The sequence below is a fragment of the Banduia mediterranea genome (assembly GCF_031846245.1).
GTDB classification, from domain to species: Bacteria; Pseudomonadota; Gammaproteobacteria; order Nevskiales; family Nevskiaceae; genus Banduia; species Banduia mediterranea.
The window spans coordinates 93,263-111,925 of sequence record NZ_JAVRIC010000003.1 but is presented as its reverse complement, the minus strand read 5'-3'; the positions used below and the strand labels follow the sequence as shown (position 1 = coordinate 111,925).

General features: G+C 55.3%; 20 protein-coding genes and 1 pseudogene. 6 read left to right on the top strand and 15 right to left on the bottom strand.

Annotated features, from left to right (window positions below; genetic code table 11):
* Positions 1–448 precede the first annotated feature (448 nt).
* From RM530_RS03180 to RM530_RS18620, 13 genes and pseudogenes are all read right to left on the bottom strand, one after another.
* Complete coding sequence (locus tag RM530_RS03180; protein WP_311363761.1) at positions 449–1,720, bottom strand: glycoside hydrolase family protein; 1,272 nt, start codon at positions 1,718–1,720, stop codon at positions 449–451.
* Between the two features lie 86 nt (positions 1,721–1,806).
* Entirely contained in the window at positions 1,807–2,841 is a 1,035-nt protein-coding gene (locus tag RM530_RS03175) for an IS630 family transposase (RefSeq protein ID WP_432276073.1), read from the bottom strand.
* Positions 2,842–2,953: 112 nt separating this feature from the next.
* Positions 2,954–3,081: pseudogene (locus RM530_RS03170) on the bottom strand (IS481 family transposase); the annotation flags it as partial.
* Positions 3,082–3,378: 297 nt separating this feature from the next.
* Positions 3,379–4,575, bottom strand: a complete 1,197-nt coding sequence (locus RM530_RS03165; protein ID WP_311363760.1) for a hypothetical protein — start codon at positions 4,573–4,575, stop codon at positions 3,379–3,381.
* A 44-nt stretch (positions 4,576–4,619) separates the two neighbouring features.
* Positions 4,620–5,939 (bottom strand): hypothetical protein, encoded by a 1,320-nt coding sequence (locus RM530_RS03160; RefSeq protein WP_311363759.1) that lies wholly within the window; start codon positions 5,937–5,939, stop codon positions 4,620–4,622.
* A 73-nt stretch (positions 5,940–6,012) separates the two neighbouring features.
* Complete coding sequence (locus RM530_RS03155; protein WP_311363758.1) at positions 6,013–7,194, bottom strand: hypothetical protein; 1,182 nt, start codon at positions 7,192–7,194, stop codon at positions 6,013–6,015.
* Positions 7,195–7,296: 102 nt separating this feature from the next.
* Entirely contained in the window at positions 7,297–9,543 is a 2,247-nt protein-coding gene (locus tag RM530_RS03150) for an N-acetylneuraminate synthase family protein (protein ID WP_311363757.1), read from the bottom strand.
* Between the two features lies 1 nt (position 9,544).
* Complete coding sequence (locus tag RM530_RS03145; protein WP_311363756.1) at positions 9,545–10,237, bottom strand: acylneuraminate cytidylyltransferase family protein; 693 nt, start codon at positions 10,235–10,237, stop codon at positions 9,545–9,547.
* A 14-nt stretch (positions 10,238–10,251) separates the two neighbouring features.
* Entirely contained in the window at positions 10,252–11,373 is a 1,122-nt protein-coding gene (gene gmd, locus RM530_RS03140; protein ID WP_311363755.1) for a GDP-mannose 4,6-dehydratase, read from the bottom strand.
* A 580-nt stretch (positions 11,374–11,953) separates the two neighbouring features.
* A complete protein-coding gene (locus RM530_RS03135; RefSeq protein ID WP_311363754.1) occupies positions 11,954–12,448 on the bottom strand; it encodes a transcription termination/antitermination NusG family protein in 495 nt (164 codons plus the stop codon).
* A complete protein-coding gene (locus RM530_RS03130; protein WP_311363753.1) occupies positions 12,448–12,834 on the bottom strand; it encodes a MarR family EPS-associated transcriptional regulator in 387 nt (128 codons plus the stop codon). Before RM530_RS03130 ends, RM530_RS03135 begins: the two co-directional genes overlap by 1 nt.
* A 176-nt stretch (positions 12,835–13,010) precedes the next feature.
* Positions 13,011–13,730: a sugar transferase gene (locus RM530_RS03125; protein ID WP_311363752.1), complete on the bottom strand. Its 720-nt coding sequence runs from the start codon at positions 13,728–13,730 to the stop codon at positions 13,011–13,013.
* Between the two features lie 478 nt (positions 13,731–14,208).
* Complete coding sequence (locus RM530_RS18620) at positions 14,209–14,484, bottom strand: DUF433 domain-containing protein (protein ID WP_349256165.1); 276 nt, start codon at positions 14,482–14,484, stop codon at positions 14,209–14,211.
* 66 nt (positions 14,485–14,550) lie between these two features.
* On the opposite strand from RM530_RS18620, the gene RM530_RS03120 reads away from it, so the two are divergent.
* From RM530_RS03120 to RM530_RS03105, 4 genes are all read left to right on the top strand, one after another.
* Positions 14,551–14,802 (top strand): AbrB/MazE/SpoVT family DNA-binding domain-containing protein, encoded by a 252-nt coding sequence (locus tag RM530_RS03120; protein WP_311363751.1) that lies wholly within the window; start codon positions 14,551–14,553, stop codon positions 14,800–14,802.
* Positions 14,799–15,194 carry a type II toxin-antitoxin system VapC family toxin gene (locus RM530_RS03115; protein WP_311363849.1) on the top strand — a complete coding sequence of 132 codons (396 nt, stop codon included), beginning with the start codon at positions 14,799–14,801 and terminating at the stop codon, positions 15,192–15,194. Before RM530_RS03120 ends, RM530_RS03115 begins: the two co-directional genes overlap by 4 nt.
* Before the next feature lie 371 nt (positions 15,195–15,565).
* Positions 15,566–16,543 carry an EamA family transporter RarD gene (gene rarD, locus RM530_RS03110; RefSeq protein WP_311363750.1) on the top strand — a complete coding sequence of 326 codons (978 nt, stop codon included), beginning with the start codon at positions 15,566–15,568 and terminating at the stop codon, positions 16,541–16,543.
* 22 nt (positions 16,544–16,565) lie between these two features.
* Positions 16,566–16,922, top strand: coding sequence for a Spx/MgsR family RNA polymerase-binding regulatory protein (locus RM530_RS03105; RefSeq protein ID WP_311363749.1), 357 nt, complete (start codon positions 16,566–16,568; stop codon positions 16,920–16,922).
* Between the two features lie 3 nt (positions 16,923–16,925).
* Here RM530_RS03105 and RM530_RS03100 read toward each other — a convergent pair whose 3' ends face one another.
* Both RM530_RS03100 and RM530_RS03095 read right to left on the bottom strand, forming a co-directional pair.
* On the bottom strand, positions 16,926–17,705 hold the full coding sequence (locus RM530_RS03100) for an energy transducer TonB (protein ID WP_311363748.1): 780 nt from the start codon (positions 17,703–17,705) through the stop codon (positions 16,926–16,928).
* Positions 17,706–17,884: 179 nt separating this feature from the next.
* Positions 17,885–18,097 carry a cold-shock protein gene (locus tag RM530_RS03095; RefSeq protein WP_311363747.1) on the bottom strand — a complete coding sequence of 71 codons (213 nt, stop codon included), beginning with the start codon at positions 18,095–18,097 and terminating at the stop codon, positions 17,885–17,887.
* Between RM530_RS03095 and RM530_RS03090 the strand changes: the two genes are divergently transcribed.
* Together RM530_RS03090 and RM530_RS03085 are read left to right on the top strand one after the other, a co-directional pair.
* Positions 18,096–18,386: a hypothetical protein gene (locus tag RM530_RS03090; RefSeq protein WP_311363746.1), complete on the top strand. Its 291-nt coding sequence runs from the start codon at positions 18,096–18,098 to the stop codon at positions 18,384–18,386. The genes RM530_RS03095 and RM530_RS03090 overlap by 2 nt on opposite strands.
* Positions 18,367–18,663 (top strand): YcgL domain-containing protein, encoded by a 297-nt coding sequence (locus RM530_RS03085; protein ID WP_311363745.1) that lies wholly within the window; start codon positions 18,367–18,369, stop codon positions 18,661–18,663. Before RM530_RS03090 ends, RM530_RS03085 begins: the two co-directional genes overlap by 20 nt.

Below are 18,663 nucleotides of genomic sequence, written 5' to 3'. Positions count from 1 at the left end.
AACTTGCAAATGCAACGGCGCCAATAAATTGGTGGCTTCTAACAAAGCCATGAACGAAAGTTACACAGCGCGCCATTTAAACACATAAATCGCCATAATTTGGTTCCATGACGTTTCGAGTGGGAGGATGAGGCGCAGTTGTTGCTGCGATTGAGCCGTCGGCGGGTGTCAAGGTCGGCCGCAGGCCGCCCGAAGGGCTCGACCTTGATGCCCGCCGACGGCGAAGCAATCCTACGGAAAGGCTTGTCGGACAGGCAGTTTTGGCCGGCAAGCCTCGGTGACAAGCCGTTTGCCGGCTGTGCGAGAGCAAACGCCCTCACGGTGGCAAACCGACTCCGCTTGGACCTCATCCTTCCACTCGAAACGACATAGACCCCATAATTTGAGCCTAAGCATGCAGACCGTCACGATCCTAGTTTTGGATCCCTACCGAGCAACGACCGAAAAATCAATGAGCCGGATCCCAAGACGCGTCAGGGAAAGTCGAATTTTTCTCATATAATTCCGCCCAATATCCACGCACAGCCTTGGAGTTCTCCAGGGAAATAACTTCAAGAAAATTTTCGGCGCTCCTTCCAGCAATATCATTCATGAGCGATATACGAGGCACATGGCAGCTCACTGTTATTCTATTTTGAAATGCCAAATTGGCGCCTCGCATATTGTCACTGTAGACCACGTAGTCGCACATCCCTGCACATATAATCGAAATTTTGTTGCCACTGGAAACAGCTGCCGCACTCGGCTTGACAGGGGCCAAATTCAACGCAGGAGAAAACATAACTAGCGCCATACATTCCCCCCGGTAACTTACATCAACGTCAGAATTAGAGAAGGAACCACGGATTACCGCACCGATTTCCCCATAGCTAGGTTCGTTCACAACCGAGAAGTTACGAACCGAGAACGAATGCCCTCGCTCGGAAACAACGACCCCCCCCCCCTCTCCGTTCGTTCCTGGGGCAAGTGCACTGGTGGACTTTCCACAATTGAATGCCGTCCCACCATTTACGATTACCTGGGCACTTTCGGCGCTGTTTAGGTTGATATCCCCATCAAAAAGATCATAAAAACTAATTGCTTCCTCACATTCTGAAATCGTAGGATTTACGACGATAATTCCATCCAAGCGGGCGCTATGGCGCCCATGAAAGTCAATTCCGGTAGTACAATTAGTGATTTTTGGGCTATTAACCTCAATATTTTTACAATTAAACTGAAACGTAATGCCACGCCCACCGCCCGTGCGAGGATCTCGTCGAAAGCCATATATGTGTGCACCGTCGCATTGTATGCCCTTCGAATTATTTGCCCCGAAGCCGTTCGGTCCGACCTCACCACCGCCGTTCAAGGTAAGGCCTTTGTATGTCGCATTTTCCACAAAGCTGTGCTCGAAAAAGCATGTCAATGGGTATCGAGCGGGGTTTTCCAGTTTGAGCACAGCGCCTTGAGCAAATTCGACCTGAACATTGCTGCGCCCTCGCAACACCGCCCCAGGCCCATTGGCCCTGATCACGTACTCGCCCGGCGGGAAATATAGCTTTCCCCGAATCGCAGAAGCCCGCTCCAGCGCGGCATCGACCGCAGCACGATCGTCGGCGATGCCGTCACCTCTTGCATAGAAAGGGGCCATTTTCACGCTGAGCGCGGCGCGCCGAACCGCAACGTCGCCGATACCGGCAGTCGGGCTCAATTGCGGTGTGAGTCCGTCGTCGTTCATCTCCGTTGCGTTGACTCGCCCCCAAACTCGTCCCAGCAGAGGCACCCCTAAAGCGGTCAGTATCAATGCCCGGCGAGTCCGATTACTCATAAGTCAGAAATATAGGCGACACTTGGGTGCCTGAAGAATGAGCGCACCAACGCGGGTCGCCGTGCGATCTCGGCCAACTGCGCGTGGATGCGCTCGGCCAGCTTTTCACCGGCTTGCAGAGGGCGGCGTGCATTGCCTGTCCGCTTGGCATAGCTCCAGACCAACTCGTCCGGGTTCAGGTCCGGGGCATAACCGGGCAAGAAATGGAGGGTCAGCTTGCCTTCCAGTTCATCGACGTGATCGCGCACGGCCTTGGTCTTGTGTGCAGGCAGTCCGTCCACGATCAAATGCACGGGCTTGCGGCGGCCGCGCATCATCTTGCGCAGCAACTCGATAAACAGCGATCCGTTCAAACCGCCCGTGTAGGTGACAAACCAAAAGGCGCCTTTGGAACTAACAGCCGAGGCCGCGCTGATGCTCTGGCGCTGGCCAGGAACCGACACCACCGGTGTCTGACCCTTGGCTCCCCAAGTCTTGCCTTGCACGGCATCGGCGCGAAACCCGGATTCGTCCCAGAAGTAGATGTCCGCCTTTTCCCGCTTGGCCTGGCGCGCGATTGCCGGGTAAGTCTCCCGCTGCCAACGCGCCACCGCCTGCGGGTCTCGTTGGTAGGCTTGCTGCAATGGCTTTTGCGGCGTCAGGCCTACCCGCGCCAGCAGGGCACCGACCGAGGCCAGACTCAGCGCCACACCAAAACGCTGCTCAATCAATTCTCGGACGATCTGGCGGGTCCACAGTCCGAAGTCGAAACCGTACTGCATTGGGTTCTTACCGTTGACCCAACGAAACACTTGGCGCTCCTGCGCCGCATCCAGTTTGCGCGGCCGGCCGCTGCCCTTCGTCGAACGCAAGGCTCGCTTGCCCTTGCCTCGTCCTCGTGCCTTTTCCCGAATCTTGTAGGCCCAACTTCGATGCAGCCCGAATGAGGCCGATACCGCCCGAGGACTCTCGCCTTCAGACAGGCGATCCAGCGCCATCAGGCGCATTTCTTCCAATGCTTCGCGCGATACGCTGCAACCATCTCTTTTCATGACCATTTGGAGCGCGACGACACGGGAAAGTTCAACCAATCGTCCCCTTTATTTCTGACCTATGAGCAATTTCCAACTGATCGTCCAAAATAGGTTGACATGTTCCGGGGGGATGCCGACGCAGGCAGCGGTCTAGGCTCGAACGCGACACCTGCGGACACATGAATTCCGCACCACCGCGAGCAGATCGTCCAGCGGCAGCAGCAACGTCCGGCGCAGTTCGACCGCCACCACCTCCTCCCCAGTTCGACGGTTAACGCCATAAGTGATTGATCTTACGATGTCGCGCTGCAGAACGCTCCACCACAGCGGCCCATTTCCGCAGAAAAGGCGAGCTTTTCGTTTGAATGCCGCCACTTTATCACTGGCCAATGACACGTCAACAAAAATTCATTTCCTTACAAACGTGCCACTACAAGTATTTTTCGAAAATTGGCGCTAACCGATTGATTCTTCGTTGCCCGGAAACCTAAAATGGCCGATTTTCGCCGCGAGTTGTCGAACTCGGTCGGGGGTTCATGAAGGCGCTGCGATGTTTCATGATGGCGGAAGAATGGTATTCAGAACCTCCGGCAACATATCCAGCTCAGTGATCTCGTGAATGAGCGGGTGACCGGAAAACGACACGCAAACTCGGTCCGGCGCCGCCCAAAAAATGGCGGGCACACCTGCCGCTACGTACTCCATTGCCAACGTTGAGTATCGGGTAATCACTACGGCGACGTTGGAACAACGCAGCTTTCGCTCAAACCGAATATCCGGGAAGCGAACATGCAGCTTCGCTAATCCCTTGGCTGGCGCCGCCGGATGTGCATAAGCCAACAAGGAGAAGCGCCCCCGCGCAATGACCTGGAGCGCATCCAACAGCCGCGCGTCGGATGCTTCATCATCGGTTTGTAAAGCGACTCCAACCGTGATTCCTATAGCGGCACAGTGTTCAAATATTGGCATTTTCTCTCGGACGTGAAAGACGCAATTAGGATTGGCGCTAAGGCGCTGTTCGAAATAGCGTCTTGACTCCGGAAAAAGTAACTTGTACTCATCAAAGAAAAGGGGCGCCGGCTCACCAAACCAAAAATTTTCAAACAGACCATGTTGAATTCCGGAAAAATTCTTTATCGAGCCATCTTGGCGAAGCTGGGACATCAGTGCCGTGTAGACGTCAAAATGTCCGGCACACTTAATCCGCTGAAATTTAGATAAGGCCGTTTTTGCAAGCAATAGATCGAGGCAGCGCAGATAACTGAATCCGGAAAGAGCTAGCAATTGCTTGCCTGAAAACTGAGTGATACCGCGCATACGCATAATATCCTCCGCCATCAACCGCCGCCGGCTAAAGGCGTCTACTAAGCAACGCAGCACTTCACGCAAAGACAGAAGCTGATAAACATGATCCTCACGAAACACGGAAAAATATTTATAGAGACCAATATTGTAAGCCGGGCAATCGCCCTCCGAAAATTTCAAACGACGCCTGTCCACATAAATGAATGCCGACTCTGGGTTAGAGCCCGACGGCACTCTAAAACAAAAAAGAATCAAAAACGAAAACGCGGAAGCCACTCGCAACAAAAATGAATAAAATACGTTAATGAAGAAGCCCGGAGATTTAGTGTATACGACGGCTGATGGAAACCGGCCTTTATGGAGGCCTCCATCGAGACGACAAATTTGATTCAGCTTAACTAAAAGCTCATTTTTAAAAATCAATTCAGCATTTAAACGATTCGACACGTACAGAGCCCATTATACGATAAAGTGACCTCAGCCAGCCATTGTCATCGCGCACTCGTTTTAATTCGGGCGCTCACATTACGCACGCTTTCTACTCCTATTCCCGCCCCACTTAATGCGGAGTAAACGATCCCAATGTATAGCCATATAAAAATGAAATTTAGATCCGGAGAAAGCATTCCACATAACATCCAGAAATATATTATATCCTTTACGCCGCGCCGCCATATGAACGACACCGCAACGATTGCAATAAAAAATCCAACAAATCCAACAGAAACCAACAGGTTGAATATAAGGGTTGTGGGCCTGTCGGAGCCGAGCGCGGCTCCCCAAAATGGATTTATTGAAATATTTTTTAGCGGCAATTCGAGTCCAAAATAATATCTTTCAATAAAAGATGCTTTCTTTTGATCAAAAAAAGTGGAGGGCTCGAATAAAAAAAGTGAGGGCAACCAACTCGCTGCAGCAACCACTACTAATATGCAGCACAGGCACAATGCGATGCCAGTCATTCCCCTATACTTATGAGCAAGATAGAATCCCGCCAATGTGAATAGGCAAAAATAAAATGTTCCGGATAGAGATATCATCCCAGCAAACAATGCGACCCAGAAGCTGGGCCTTTTCAGCAGATAGTCAACCCTCCAGCCTCCCAATATCAAAGCAACCAGCATATATAATCCAATATATAGCCCGAAAATTGAGGGTTCCGAGAACGTCGAATTTATTCTCTTTATTCCTCCAATTTCGTTCCACGCCAGTTCACTAAAATTGGATGCGGCGGAATTATAAAACATCCACAAATATACGCCATAGAAATTGTAGTAATAAGCGACGATTTGGAATAGGCCGATTATTGAGATGAGTGCGGCGGATTTCCCAAGTGCCGCCCCTATATGCTCTCGCTTTGATGCCATATCCACGCTGGCCGATACAACAAAAACAACCAGTGCAGCAATAATATAGAGAAGCTGCGTGAAATTTGTACTTGTTATCTCGCGCCTAGTTGTTAACTTTTCATAGAAAACCTCTCTTTTTTCCGCGTCGATTTCCCAAGCGTCAATCGGATTGAAGTGGTACACGTTAAGAACCAACGAGATCAGGAACGGGATAAAGAATAAAAGCGCAAAAATAAGCGGGGCCGATTTAAGGGACCCCCTCTTCGCAATGAACAGTACCGCCAATCCCGCAGCATATACTTCTGGGGGCTTTATGTACGCGCTCCACGGCAAATCAATCAACGAAATGGAATAGAATGGAGCAATATAGATAAAGTTAACTACGGCAGTTTTTAGTCCCATTCTAAATGAATAAGCCATGAATACCAGCACGCACATAAGATGCAGGTAGTTAACGTTCAATGAAAGCAATCCGCTGGCAGTTTAATTTGAACCGCAATGGTTGAAGCCCTTTCGCAAAAATAGCGGCGCACAACTATTTATGCCTTGTAGGAATTATCAGAATGGCACACAAAAAAAGAAACCGGATAGCGTAAAATACAATTGGCACCCATGCAACGGGGGCTAAGAAAGCCATCCCTACCGATGCTACCAAAACTAGTGAACTAGCGTGCAGCGCAAATCGGATGTTGGCATATTTCACTACCAAAGTTCTAACTACAGAGTATGCCAACGCAGTCGTAGTAAAGTAAAATACCAACCACATCTGACCTCCATATACTTCATGGTACAGGATGCTGTGCATCCATCTAAATACAACGACCGAACCTAATCCTGTAACCGCGATAAGCGCGGCAACCCAAATCAATATGTGGCGTATTTCCTTCGATCCTAGCGACAACCCGTATCGGCTCATGAAGCTGAGTAGCGGACTCGACACCATCAAAGATAACGGCGCGCAGAAGAAATTCACCGTCAAGATCAGCTTGGCATAGCCCACGTAGTAATCGGTGTCTAGCACTTTCATAAGGGTCAGGTCACCGCGTTGGATGAATCCCATTAGCAGAGCGCTGGCAACAAATGGAAGAATGGAAAAAAATTGAACCTCTGACCGCTGATTTCCACTTTCCGCACGAGCAGCTATGACCATGTCTTCATGGGTGATGGCGTTCAACCTGATCCAATATATGCATTCGAATGCCAGCAGCAGCCCCGCCATGCACTCGATCTCCACTCCCCGCGCCCATACCACATTCGATTGGATGCCCCAGAGAACCAGCAGGTAAGGCGCACTACGGAACGCCATGTATACAAAATTTTCGGCGAATCGCATTTTATTGAATACGATTTTAATCTTCAGCGCATTCAGGGCGAACAAGTAAAGGTAAACGGACAATAGCAGCGATACGCTCGTCCCCATTCCGAGCATCAAAAATGCTGCCAAGCTGACGAAGCTGATCAGACTAAATCTACCCAGCTTATGTATCAGTTCAGCGTCGACTGCACCGCCATGAACGCGCCGAACATAGTAGTCTGGAATAGCGCCCGTAAACCCATAGGCGATAGCCTCGAACGTAAAAATCATGAAAGTAAGGCCGATAAAAAGATCGTCACTATATCTAGAAACGGCTGGAAAGACGACGATCTGCCTGACAAAGCTGAATACCAGTACGGATAGCGCGAATATCCCAGAGCCGGAGAGGAATTTTTTTATCACGCGGCTTTACCATTGAAAATAGCTATGGTGCCCCAGTGAAGCAAGTCAAACATACTTGAGGGCAACATCAATCGAAAACCATGGGGTTCCGCCGTGGGACCGTTACTTGAAGTAGCTCTCTAGAAAGTCCAACGCACACCAAAACCCTTCTCCGTGATTTTTGTGCCCTTGCCAAACTTCCGGAATGAACTGTGTGCTTGGCGCGCATTGATTGAGATCGAGTGAAAGCTCAGTAAAGTCCACATCACCTTTACCGATCTGCACTCCTTCGCCGTCTACACCCAAAGCATCTACCACATGCATATGTGCGATATATAGACCGACTGCGTTAGTGAAATCGGTTAGCTTCCACTTATAGTAATTACAGGCCATCATCGAGTGTGAAATGTCGTAGCAGATGCGATAACCATAACTACTGCAGAATTCCCGAATCTCGTTCGGGTCCACAAACAAGTTGTGATAGCTCTGGCCACCAAAATGCCAGGGGAAAGGGGGCATCGTCTGGATAATCACTTCCACGCCGGACTGATTCAGTTGCCCCAGTGACTCCGCGATGCGCTTATACATAGTTGGGCGCGCGTCTCTGGGCAGGAAAGACGACGTACTGAACCCGCCAGCATTGATGACGATGACCGGCTTTTCAGTTTTTGGAAAAAACTGCTTGAGCTTGCGGGTGATGTCACAAACTCTTTGAAGTTCGGCGATGGAGTGCCGGCGATAGGCTTCATTCTCGCTGGCCAGATCCATGATGTGATCACCGGCGAACAGCTCCGGGCTGTGCACTGCAAAACCGATGTCCTGTGGGCCATCGAAGAAATCTGCCGGCTCCAGTTCCATATCCTGATAACTGAGATGAAACTCGACGAAATCGAAATTCGACTTAGGCACTAGCGTGTCGTAGTCATGGTAGCGAACCGGGATTCCGAACGGGCGGTTGAAGCGGTAATTGCGTGCCTCTACCGACTCATCCTTGAGGTCCGACTCGTAGAAATAGTCACCAACCTGCATGTTTCGCTTGGCACGCTTACCGAGCAATTGTTCCAAGTACATGGGTTGGAGACCTTGCCCAGGACTTTTCACTTCTACCATGCCCGGTTCAATCACCTGCCCCTTGCTCATCTCGCAGTTCGCCACCAAGCTCTTTGCCAAGGACTCACGGTTGATTAGCTCCCCCTGGGTGATGATGCGCTCGCCACCATTGCCCATGGATTCTTCGACTTCGCGAATCTTCCGGACCATATCGCGGAATTCATCCGGCAATAACGACACCTTGTGGTCGTTGCCCTCCATGCTCTTGTCGATGGTGAAGTGCTTTTCGATCACTCGGGCACCTAGAGTGACTGCGGCTACAGCGATAGAAATTCCCCGTTCGTGCCCCGAGTAACCGACTAGGCCACCCGTTATCTCCTGAAGGCGCTTTAGGTACACCAAGTTGACGTCCTTGAACGGCGTAGGGTACGTCGAGTTACAGTGCAGAATGACAAAATTCGCGCCCTTGCTTTTCAGAAAAGCAACGGAACGACGGATTTCCGCCTCTGTGCTCATGCCGGTGCTGCAAATCAATGGCTTGCCTGTAGCAGCCAAAGCACCAAGCAGCTGGTGATTAGTGAAGTCTGCAGAAGCCACTTTGTAGGCCTCCATTCCGTACGCTTCCAATACTTGCAGGCTTTTGATGTCCCAGGGGGTACATAGGGGCGTCAGCCCCAACTCTTTGCAGTAATCAAAGACCTCTATCAACTCCACGTTGCTCAGCTGAAACCTGCTCAGCAGATCCATGGTGTATTGAGCACCCAAGTCGGCGCTCTTGTCCTTGTCGCGCCCCCCCTTGTATAGCGACTCCACGTCGCGCATCTGGAATTTGACACAGTCAGCACCGGCCTCTAGCGCCAGATCAACCAAATGTTTGGCCAGCTTTATATCACCGTTGTGATTGTTGCCGATCTCGGCAATCACATAGGCCGGTGAAGTATCAGAAATAAGATGCTTGCCAATGGCGAGGCCGCGCTCGTTCTGAAATGCAATTGCAACAAGTCGCTGGTAGTGGTCTACCAGCGGAATCAGCTCGATGCCTTGACTGAAAGCGGCGTCGATCTCGGTGCGCGGCGCATCAACCTTGCATGACGTAACGGCATCATGAGCGATAGAACCCACTTCGCGATGCAGATCAAAGTCCGGCGACGATGTAAGCCAGCGGCGGAAATCGCCATCAGAGAATGAGCCTGTCAAAGTGCCGCCTTCATTGACCACGAAAACGACTCGCTTCTTATTATTGTTGATCTTCTCCAAGGCTCGAAAAACTGACTCAGTTTCAAAAACCAGGAACTCGGAAATTTTCTTGCTGATCAACATGTCATTTTCCTGCAGTGTGCTTCAGTAGCGTTTCGACGACCGCCCAATCCACAAGCGAGTCAATTTCGTAGCTTTCCTCGTCGCTCATGACGAAGGCTGCAATCTTCCCACTCAGGCGATTCTTTTCCTTCACCAATACGTCGGTGCGGGTGATGTAGATAGACCCATTCTCTTTCAGTTTGATGTCCTCAGCGCGAATGTCTTGCCGGCGCGGCCGACGCTTGTAGTCGTATAGAGCGACCGGCGCAGGTCGCCCCTGCCAAAGGAAATGCCAGAACTCGCAAACCGAGAGCAAGCTGTCGGCACCTTCATGAAGAAACTGCCGCATGGCCCGATCAATGGCTCCGCTATAGCGAACTGGTGAAGTCGCCTGCAGCAGGACTACATTGTCGGGACGATAGTTTTCGCTTTTTTTCAGCCATTCAAGCGCATGGATCAGACTGGGCTCGGTGGCTGCGGTGTCATTGGCAAGAGCCGCAGGACGTCGAAAAGGGACTTCGGCGCCATACTGCAAAGCCACCTCGGCTATCTCGTCGTCATCTGTGGAAACCAACACACGATCAACTGATTCGGCAGCCAACGCCTGCTCGATACTCCACGCAATCAGCGGTTTGCCGCCGATGTCGCGGACGTTCTTGCGTGGGATGCCTTTGGAGCCGCCGCGCGCGGGGATAATGGCGAGATTCTTCTGCATACTTGAATCTTCCATTAGTTCTCTTGACTTACAGCCACATCGTAGCCATGGCGCTTCAGCAGTGCGTGCTGGCGCGCACTATCCAGGTCCGCGGCCACCATCTCGATCACCATTTCCTGCAGGGTGATTTGAGGTACCCAACCTAGATTGGCCTTGGCCTTGGCCGGATCACCCAGCAGAGTTTCCACTTCAGCTGGACGGAAGTAACGCGGATCCACAGCCACGATCACGTCTCCCGGCCTCACCGCCGGCGCGTTGCCGCCCTCAACCGACCGTACCACGGCCTTTTCCTCGACGCCCTCGCCTTCGAAAGCCAAGGTGATGCCCAATTCCTTTGCTGCCATATCGATGAATTGGCGCACGCTGTACTGCACCCCGGTTGCTATCACATAGTCCTGTGGGCGGTCCTGCTGCAGCATCATCCACTGCATGCGGACGTAGTCCTTGGCGTGGCCCCAGTCTCTCAGCGCGTCCAGGTTGCCCATGTATAGGCACTTGTCCAGTCCCTGCGCGATGTTGGCCAAACCACGGGTAATTTTGCGGGTTACAAATGTCTCACCGCGGCGCGGACTTTCGTGGTTGAATAGAATACCGTTGCACGCATACATATCGTAGCTTTCGCGGTAGTTAACTGTGATCCAGTACGCGTAGAGCTTGGCTACACCGTAGGGGCTGCGGGGGTAGAACGGGGTGGCTTCCTTTTGCGGAATCTCCTGCACCAAACCGTAGAGTTCAGAAGTGCTGGCTTGGTAGAAGCGGGTCTTGTCGCCAAGCTTAAGGAAGCGGATCGCTTCCAGCAGGCGCAAAGTTCCCATGGCATCAACGTCTGCCGTGTATTCCGGAGCCTCGAAGCTAACAGCCACATGGCTTTGCGCACCAAGGTTATAGACTTCATCCGGCTGGACCTCGGCCACAATGCGCGTCACGTTACTGGTATCGGTCAGGTCGCCATAGTGCAGGTGAAAGCGCGCGCCGCTCTCGTGGGGATCTTGGTAGATATGGTCTACACGCTGAGTATTGAACGATGACGCTCGGCGCTTGATTCCATGCACCTCGTAGCCTTTGTCCAACAAAAACTCGGCCAAGTAGGAGCCGTCCTGCCCAGTGATGCCGGTGATAAGGGCACGTTTAGTCATCCAAGGATCCTATTGATTCGGTAATTAGGTAAACGTTCGCGTATAGGCCTAGCATAAGCAATGCGGGCGATACTGCCCATCAGGCTAGGATCTATGCCGTTTCGAGTGGAATCGGCCTGTAATCTGGCTCTATGTCGTTTCGGGTGGAAGACAAGGCCCAGTTTCTCGAGCTGCTGTTGAGCGTCAAGGTCGGCCGCAGGCCGCCCGAAGGGCTTGACCTTGACGCTCGGCGGCAGCGTGAAATGCTCGGAAAAGGCTTGTCGGGCAAGCAGTTAGCCCGACAAGCCTTGACCACGGAGCATTCGTCCTCACCATGATCGACGCAACACACTGAGAAGGGTGTCCAGCACATCAACGGTAACTGCACGCGATGAGGGCACGATTGTTCCACCTGAAACGTCATGGACCCGAATCATGCGCACCAACGCTGCCAAGTGGCGCTAGCCGCTTCTTGTAGCACTTGGGGAGCGAAAAGCCAGTTTCATTCAGACACGCTACCGCCAGGGCGAACCAATAAGCCGCCAATTTACAATGAGTTACACCGACTATTATGCCAGCAGCGTTACTCCGCCGCCGTTGATCACACGGCCCGCAGGTGCTCTTGCGGCAGTTCCACCGGGCGCGACGCACCAAGTAACTTCAACAAAACAATGACCCGATCATGGCTACTGGCGGCGGCGAACACGGCATCCAAACCGGCGAAAGGTCCATCCAATACATCCAATCGCCGGCCCGGCATCCAGCTTGCTTGGCGGCGACGCGATTCACCTTCCCGGCAGCGCGCCTGAATCCATTCCAGAACACCGCTCGGCAAATACGCCAATCGCAGGCCGAAGCGAACCAGACCGCAGCAGCCGACGGTGGACCGGATCGGAGCGGTGTTGTCCACAGCCGTATCCAGATTCACGAACAGGTAGCGGGGGAACAGGGGAACGCGCTTGTTAACGTATTTGCCTTGCTCGCGCCGACGCTCACTGACGATGGGTAGATAGCTCTCATAGCCCTGCCGCGTGAGCTGGGCGAGTGCGATCTGCTCCTGCCGGGGCTTGGTCATCACGACGTACCAACGGCGCATCAGCGTTTTCTCCTGGCCGCCCGAGACGATGCCGCACCGTTCTCGCCAGCCGCACGATAGGCTTCCACATCTGCGCTCAAGCGCAGAATCTCAAGGCGCAATTTTTCGTACTCCGCCACTTTTCGCTGAAGGAAGAACAGAGTCGCCTGCGCCTTGGCTTCAAGGCCGCCCGGCGTCAGCAGGTAGGAATACACCCGCTTGTTGGGGTTGCGACGAAAGTTGTCGAGCTTGACATAACCTTTTTCCATTAGCGCGTGCAGACAATAATTGATCTTGCCGACACTGACGCCGAGTTCTTCGGCCAGTTGCCGCTGCGTGAGTTGCGGTTGCTGTTCGATCAGCTCCAGCAAACGATAGCGAACCTCTTGGGCGTCCATTTGAGCCATTGGCGTTACGCTGCGTCCATCTCATTCGAACTCCCCTGCTCTCGCGTACTCGGGCCACTGCGGTGCGTTCAACGGTTGAACATTGTTGCAGTCTCTCAGCGCAAGGACAAGCCCATTCCGCCAGGCATTTGCACGTGGGCGGCATGGCGATGACTTGCGACGGAGCCAAGCGCGACTCAATAGGCACGTTCGTCACCGCGTAGCACGGTGAGTACCGTGAGCACAATGACCTTGAGGTCCATACGAAGACTCATGTTCTTCGCATAGAACAGGTCGAAGCGAATGCGGTGCGTCATCTCGCGAATGCTTTTGGTCTCCCCGCGGCACCCGGAGACCTGCGCCAAGCCTGTAATGCCCGGGCGGACGACGGTTCTCGCCGTATAACCGGGCACGGCGGCGCCAAAAACGTCATCCAGTTCCGGGACGTGCGGACGTGGGCCGACAACGCTCATGTCACCCCGCAGGACATTGATGAACTGCGGCAGCTCGTCCAGGTTTGTCTTCCGAAGGAAGGCGCCGACCCGCGTGATGCGGGGGTCATTTTTCCGGGCCTGGACAAACGCGGCTTGGGGGTCGTGAACCATGGTCCGAAACTTGATGCATCGGAACACCCCGCCCCCTTCCCCGACGCGGCGCTGTATAAAGAATACGGTTCCCCGCGAATCGAGCTTGATCAGCAGCCCGATCAGGGGCAGCAGCCAGCACCCGATCAGCAGCATAAAGGCAAGCGCGAACAGGACATCGAAGCCGCGCTTGCTTGATCTTGCATAGACTGACTTCTTCGGCACCGTTTGGTTGACGGACTCAGCTCGGCGCCCGCGTGCTCGATCGATTGCCCAATCGGTGTTGACCCCCTGTTCATAAGGGCCTGCTTCAACTCTGCGTTCGAATGCCACGTTGCCTCCACTTGACGATTTGATTGGTTCCATGACCTCACCCACTACGAACCTCTATCGATTCTTTACGGGCAGGCGCACAGAAATCGCGGTCCGACTTCCTACATCGCCGCGTCTCGTCCTTGAGGGTTTGATGCGTCGGCGGCAGGCGTTTTCAGCCCCCCCCTCCCGACGCGTGCAACAGTGCGATCATCATCCACGCGGGCATCATTGTAGATGCATCACGTTTCAATTGTGCAACGCAGCATGAAGTATGCCAGAAGAAGTTCCGTTGAAATCCCAAGGGGTTTTCCCTATGTAGCGCCTGGCTGCCATTAGAGGGCAATGGCGGACAAAGGTCATCCCCTATTTGGGGGTCTCTTTGCCACTTTTCATGATCAAATTCACAAATCGCCGCTGCATGGCTGTCATGCGTAAGTAAAAAGTCGGCGGCCGGCCCGGCTCGATGAGCGAATCGATATTTCCGCCACGTTGTGTGTCATCCACGCGGCTTCCGAACAGGCGCACGATGGCTTCCCTGCCAAGCTCTCTGGCGACTTCGCCTTTTTATGATTTCAGGTGTTTTTGTCGTCGAACTGCCTTTAGATCTCGCGGCCAAGTTGGGGATAATTTTCCAGCATTTGGCCTTTCCGCCCCCCTCGGCAAACAGTGAGAGGATGAAGTCGACCGCCAGGCGCGTACCCTTGGTGATCGGCTTGCCGGCCAACACGCCCGGCTCGGTGGCAATGCGAGTTTTCCATGTCAATAGCCCCATGACAGTAAGGCGATTTTGCATTACCATGCAAGGCACCAACCGACGAGATCGCGAGGGCACAACACCATGACCACATTGACTGTTACCGCACGGGGACAAGTGACGTTTCGGAAGGACGTACTGCAACACCTCGGCATCAGGCCAGGCGACAAGATCGAGCTGGATTTATTGCCAGATGGTCGGGGCGTACTCAAGGCGGCGCGGCCCGCTGGGACGATATCCAGCTTCATCGGCCTACTCGCGGGCAGGACGCAGAAGGTAGCCAGCATCGAAGAGATCAACGAGGCGGCAGCGCAAGGATGGGCAGGCAAGAAATGAAGGTCGCAGTAGATGCCAATGTCCTTGTGCGTGCTGTTGTGCGCGACGATCCCGTACAAGCGGACGTTGCCGCCACGGTCTTGACCGACGCCGAATTGATCGCTGTCGCGTTGCCGTGCCTTTGCGAATTTGTTTGGGTGCTGCTCCGGGTATATGGCTTCCAGCAAGCCGACGCGGCCAGCGCGATCCGGGTACTACTTGCCGCTGCGAACGTGGAGGTGAACCGGCCAGCCGTAGAGGCTGGCCTGCTGGTGCTCGACGCGGGTGGAGATTTTGCCGATGGCGTTATTGCCTACGAGGGCAATTGGCTTGGCGGAGAAACCTTCGTTTCCTTCGACAAAAAGGCGGTGGCACTCCTCGCGTCTCAAGGGCAATCAACGCGCCTTTTGTGATCTGGGCGAAATGCCAGCCTTCAAGTGCTATGTCAGGATAAAATGCCCTATCCGCCAAGCACTTTAGCCAAACTTAGCGTGAAACAACACGGGGTTGCGGGCACGGTAAAGCTTCGCGACTCCAAAAGAGCGCGAAGCGTTTGAAACCGCCTCGGCGGCCCGGGTGTAGCCTCGATGACGGACTGCGGCTTCGAAGGCCTGCAAGGTTGCCGGGGGCGGGAGCCGGACGGTCTTGGAAAGCATGTCCCAGTGTACTGTGAATTCCGCTCACATCGCTGAGGAAAAGCTTTCGATTCCGGCCGGCGCGAGCTTGGTGCACACTGCACGCCCTTTTCGCCTTAGCGGACCTGGCGGTCCGATTGGAATCCGAGATGAGCGAACCCAAGGCCGTTCCGGCCGCCGATCCCGCAAGCGCGCCGAATCCGGCGCGGCGTGGTCTGATCGCCGGTGTGGCCGCATTCGCGATCTGGGGAGCGCTGCCGCTGTATCTGCACGAATTGCAGGGTGTGTCGGCGGTCCTGATCATGGCGCACCGGGTGGTGTGGTGCGCGCTGATGGTGTTGCTGTGGCTTGGCGTGCGTGGCGAGTTGTCCGGTGTCATGCGGGCCTTGCGGCAGCCGGCCACGCGCCTGCGACTGGCCGCCAGCGCGACGCTGATCAGCGTCAACTGGCTGACCTATGTCTGGGCGGTGGGCAATGGCCATGTCGTCGACAGCAGTCTTGGCTATTTCATCAATCCTCTGGTCAATGTGTTGCTCGGCGTGACGCTGTTGTCCGAGCGGCTCAATGCGCGCCAGTGGACCGCCGTATCGATTGCTGCCGGCGGTGTGCTGTGGTTGACGGTGCAGGCCGGACAGCTGCCCTGGATCGCGCTGGTTCTGGCCGTCAGCTTTGGCGGCTATGGGTTGATCCGCAAGACCACGCGAGTGGATGCGGTGACCGGACTGGCCACCGAAACGGTGCTGATCACACCGTTCGCACTGGCCTACCTGCTATGGGCGCAGTTTCACGGCACCGGCGCGATGGGCGGCGCGAATGCTCTGCAGATCGGTTTGCTGTTGGCCGGGGGCATCGTCACCGCGGTGCCGCTGGCGCTGTTCGCGTACGGTGCGCAGCGCATTCCGTATTCGACCATCGGCCTGCTCCAGTACCTCGCTCCAAGCCTGCAACTGATTCTGGGGTTGAGCCTGTTCGGCGAGTCGTTTCCGCTGGTACGTGCGATCGGCTTCATTCTGATCTGGCTGGCCCTGGCGATCTTCGCCGCCGATGGGCTACGGCGATCCTGGCAGCAGCGGCGTCCGCCGGTGGTTGCCGGCATCGAGGCCGAGGCGCCGGTATGCCGAACCTGACGAAAAGCGGGGAAGCGAAGCGGTGATCACCGTGTACGGCATCAGCAACTGCGACACCGTCAAGCGGGCGAGAGCACGCCTGGAAGCCGAAGGCATCGACTTTCGCTTTCACGACTTCAAGCGCGACGGGCTTGCGCCGGAACTCGCGCGATCCTGGATCGACCGGCTGGGGATCGAGCCTGTGCTGAATCGTCGCGGCACGACCTGGCGCAAGCTCGACGAGGCAAGCCAGGCCGCGCTGCACGGGCCGGCGGCAGCCGATGCACTGGCGCAGCACAGCAGTGTGATCAAACGTCCGGTGTTCGATCGCGACGGCGAGCTGCGCATCGGCTTTGCCCGCGGCGATGAGTCCGAACTGCTCGACTGGCTGCGCGGCTGAGGCCTATTGCATGCGAAAGCGCACAGGCTGGTCGATCAGAAACGCCAGCTGACCGGGATAGATCGCGCTCGGAATCGGCGGGAACCGCCCGATGCGCATCATCACTTCGCGGGCTTCCGCGTCCAGGGAGTCATATCCACTGCTGCGCACCACCAGCGCCTCGATGACGCGGCCGTTGCGCGCCAGTCGCAGGCGCACGGTGGCGACGCCCTGTTCCGCGTTGCGCATCGACCATGACGGGTAGTTGACGTTGCGATTGACGATGCGGCTGAGCTGCGTGAGATAGCTCAGCGGGAATTCCTGCACCGTCAGCGCGGACGGTGGCTGCGAGCCGCTGGAGACGCCCGCGCGCGAATCGGTGGCCGAGGGCGGTGTCGACGCCGGCGCGGAGGATTCGGTGGCCGCACTGCTGCGGGGCGGGAGTGAATCGGTTTCGGCCGGTTCGGGCGGCGCTGCCTGTTGGGTGGCGCTGCGTTCCGGGCGCTGACGTGATTCGACCGCCTGCGGACGCGAGCGGGCCTGCTCGCGCGACTCGGATTCGCTTCTCAGGGCGGCCGCCGGCTCGGCTTGCGGTGCTTCGGCCGGTGTCGCGGGTTTCGATGAGGGACGAGCGGGCGCAGACAGCATGATCGCGGTGATCGTCCGGCCTGCGGCGGGCACTGGAGAGGCCGCCTGCATCGGCGGCGGCAGGCGCAACCACAACAGCAGCAGGAGCAGGTGCAGCAGGATCGCGCCGGCCAGATTGCGCCAGTACCTTGCGGGTGCCGCCGGCCGCGTAGGCATGTGTGTCAGTTCGATCTGCACGTGCCGTCCATGGAGTCGCGTGACTCATCCGTGTGAAACGCGGCTTTCTGTTCGCAAGAACGAGTCCAGACGAGGGCATCTGCGCACCGAAAAATAACAGACGCGCAAACAGAAACCGCGGCCGAGGCCGCGGTTTCTGGTACTGCGTGAAGCTCGACTTACAGCGGGCGGATCTGCGTGGCCTGCATGCCCTTCTGGCCGCGAGCGGCGACGTACTCGACGCGCTGGCCTTCCTTGAGGGTCTTGAAGCCGCTGCCCTGGATTTCCTTGAAGTGCGCGAAAAGATCTTCGCCGCCTTCGCTCGGGGTGATGAAGCCGAAGCCCTTCGCATCGTTAAACCACTTCACGGTGCCGGTCGATGAGTTGCTCATGAATACATTCCTGAATAAAAAAATAATATTACGGACGCGGAACGCCCGCAGGGTGCAAGCGATCAAGGAACGCATTGAGGAGAAACCGGCCGTGCATATTGATACGGCTTTTACTCACGCTGAATACATGCTTGAAACACTGCGGCGCGGACGTTACCGCAGTTTTCTCGATTTGTCCAAAAGCAGCCGACGGACGTACGCCGGCAGCCTTCGGCTTCGGGATTGGAAACCGGCCGGCGGCGATGCCAACGGGGTGAGACAATCGCCAAATGACGTCGATCCATCCTGAACAAGTTCCGAACCTGAACTGCCTGGTACTGCGTTGCTCCAGGCAATCCGAGATGTACCTGTATCTGCGTGAGGGCCTGGACCTGGACAGCTTGCCGCCGGCACTGCTACGGCGACTCGGCAAGCTCGACGAGGTGATGCGCCTGAGCCTGGGGCCGACAAGCCGACTGGCGCGGGTCGATGTGCGACGTGTGGTCGAAGCGCTCAAGAACACCGGCTACTTTCTGCAGTTGCCGCCGGGCGGCTTGGTTGAGGCTCCGCTGAATCAGGGCGGTTGA

Bases quoted from the DNA above. Each gene is read 5' to 3' on its own strand.
- RM530_RS03120 (WP_311363751.1), top strand. From the start codon at position 14,551: ATGACCACATTGACTGTTACCGCACGGGGACAAGTGACGTTTCGGAAG.
- RM530_RS03100 (WP_311363748.1), bottom strand. From the start codon at position 17,705: ATGCCTACGCGGCCGGCGGCACCCGCAAGGTACTGGCGCAATCTGGCC.
- RM530_RS03145 (WP_311363756.1), bottom strand. From the start codon at position 10,237: ATGCAGAAGAATCTCGCCATTATCCCCGCGCGCGGCGGCTCCAAAGGC.
- rarD (WP_311363750.1), top strand. From the start codon at position 15,566: ATGAGCGAACCCAAGGCCGTTCCGGCCGCCGATCCCGCAAGCGCGCCG.
- RM530_RS03135 (WP_311363754.1), bottom strand. From the start codon at position 12,448: ATGCGCCGTTGGTACGTCGTGATGACCAAGCCCCGGCAGGAGCAGATC.
- RM530_RS03115 (WP_311363849.1), top strand. From the start codon at position 14,799: ATGAAGGTCGCAGTAGATGCCAATGTCCTTGTGCGTGCTGTTGTGCGC.
- RM530_RS03085 (WP_311363745.1), top strand. From the start codon at position 18,367: ATGACGTCGATCCATCCTGAACAAGTTCCGAACCTGAACTGCCTGGTA.
- RM530_RS03095 (WP_311363747.1), bottom strand. From the start codon at position 18,097: ATGAGCAACTCATCGACCGGCACCGTGAAGTGGTTTAACGATGCGAAG.
- RM530_RS03150 (WP_311363757.1), bottom strand. From the start codon at position 9,543: ATGTTGATCAGCAAGAAAATTTCCGAGTTCCTGGTTTTTGAAACTGAG.
- gmd (WP_311363755.1), bottom strand. From the start codon at position 11,373: ATGACTAAACGTGCCCTTATCACCGGCATCACTGGGCAGGACGGCTCC.
- RM530_RS03175 (WP_432276073.1), bottom strand. From the start codon at position 2,841: ATGAAAAGAGATGGTTGCAGCGTATCGCGCGAAGCATTGGAAGAAATG.
- RM530_RS18620 (WP_349256165.1), bottom strand. From the start codon at position 14,484: ATGGGGCTATTGACATGGAAAACTCGCATTGCCACCGAGCCGGGCGTG.
- RM530_RS03180 (WP_311363761.1), bottom strand. From the start codon at position 1,720: ATGAACGACGACGGACTCACACCGCAATTGAGCCCGACTGCCGGTATC.
- RM530_RS03130 (WP_311363753.1), bottom strand. From the start codon at position 12,834: ATGGCTCAAATGGACGCCCAAGAGGTTCGCTATCGTTTGCTGGAGCTG.
- RM530_RS03090 (WP_311363746.1), top strand. From the start codon at position 18,096: ATGAATACATTCCTGAATAAAAAAATAATATTACGGACGCGGAACGCC.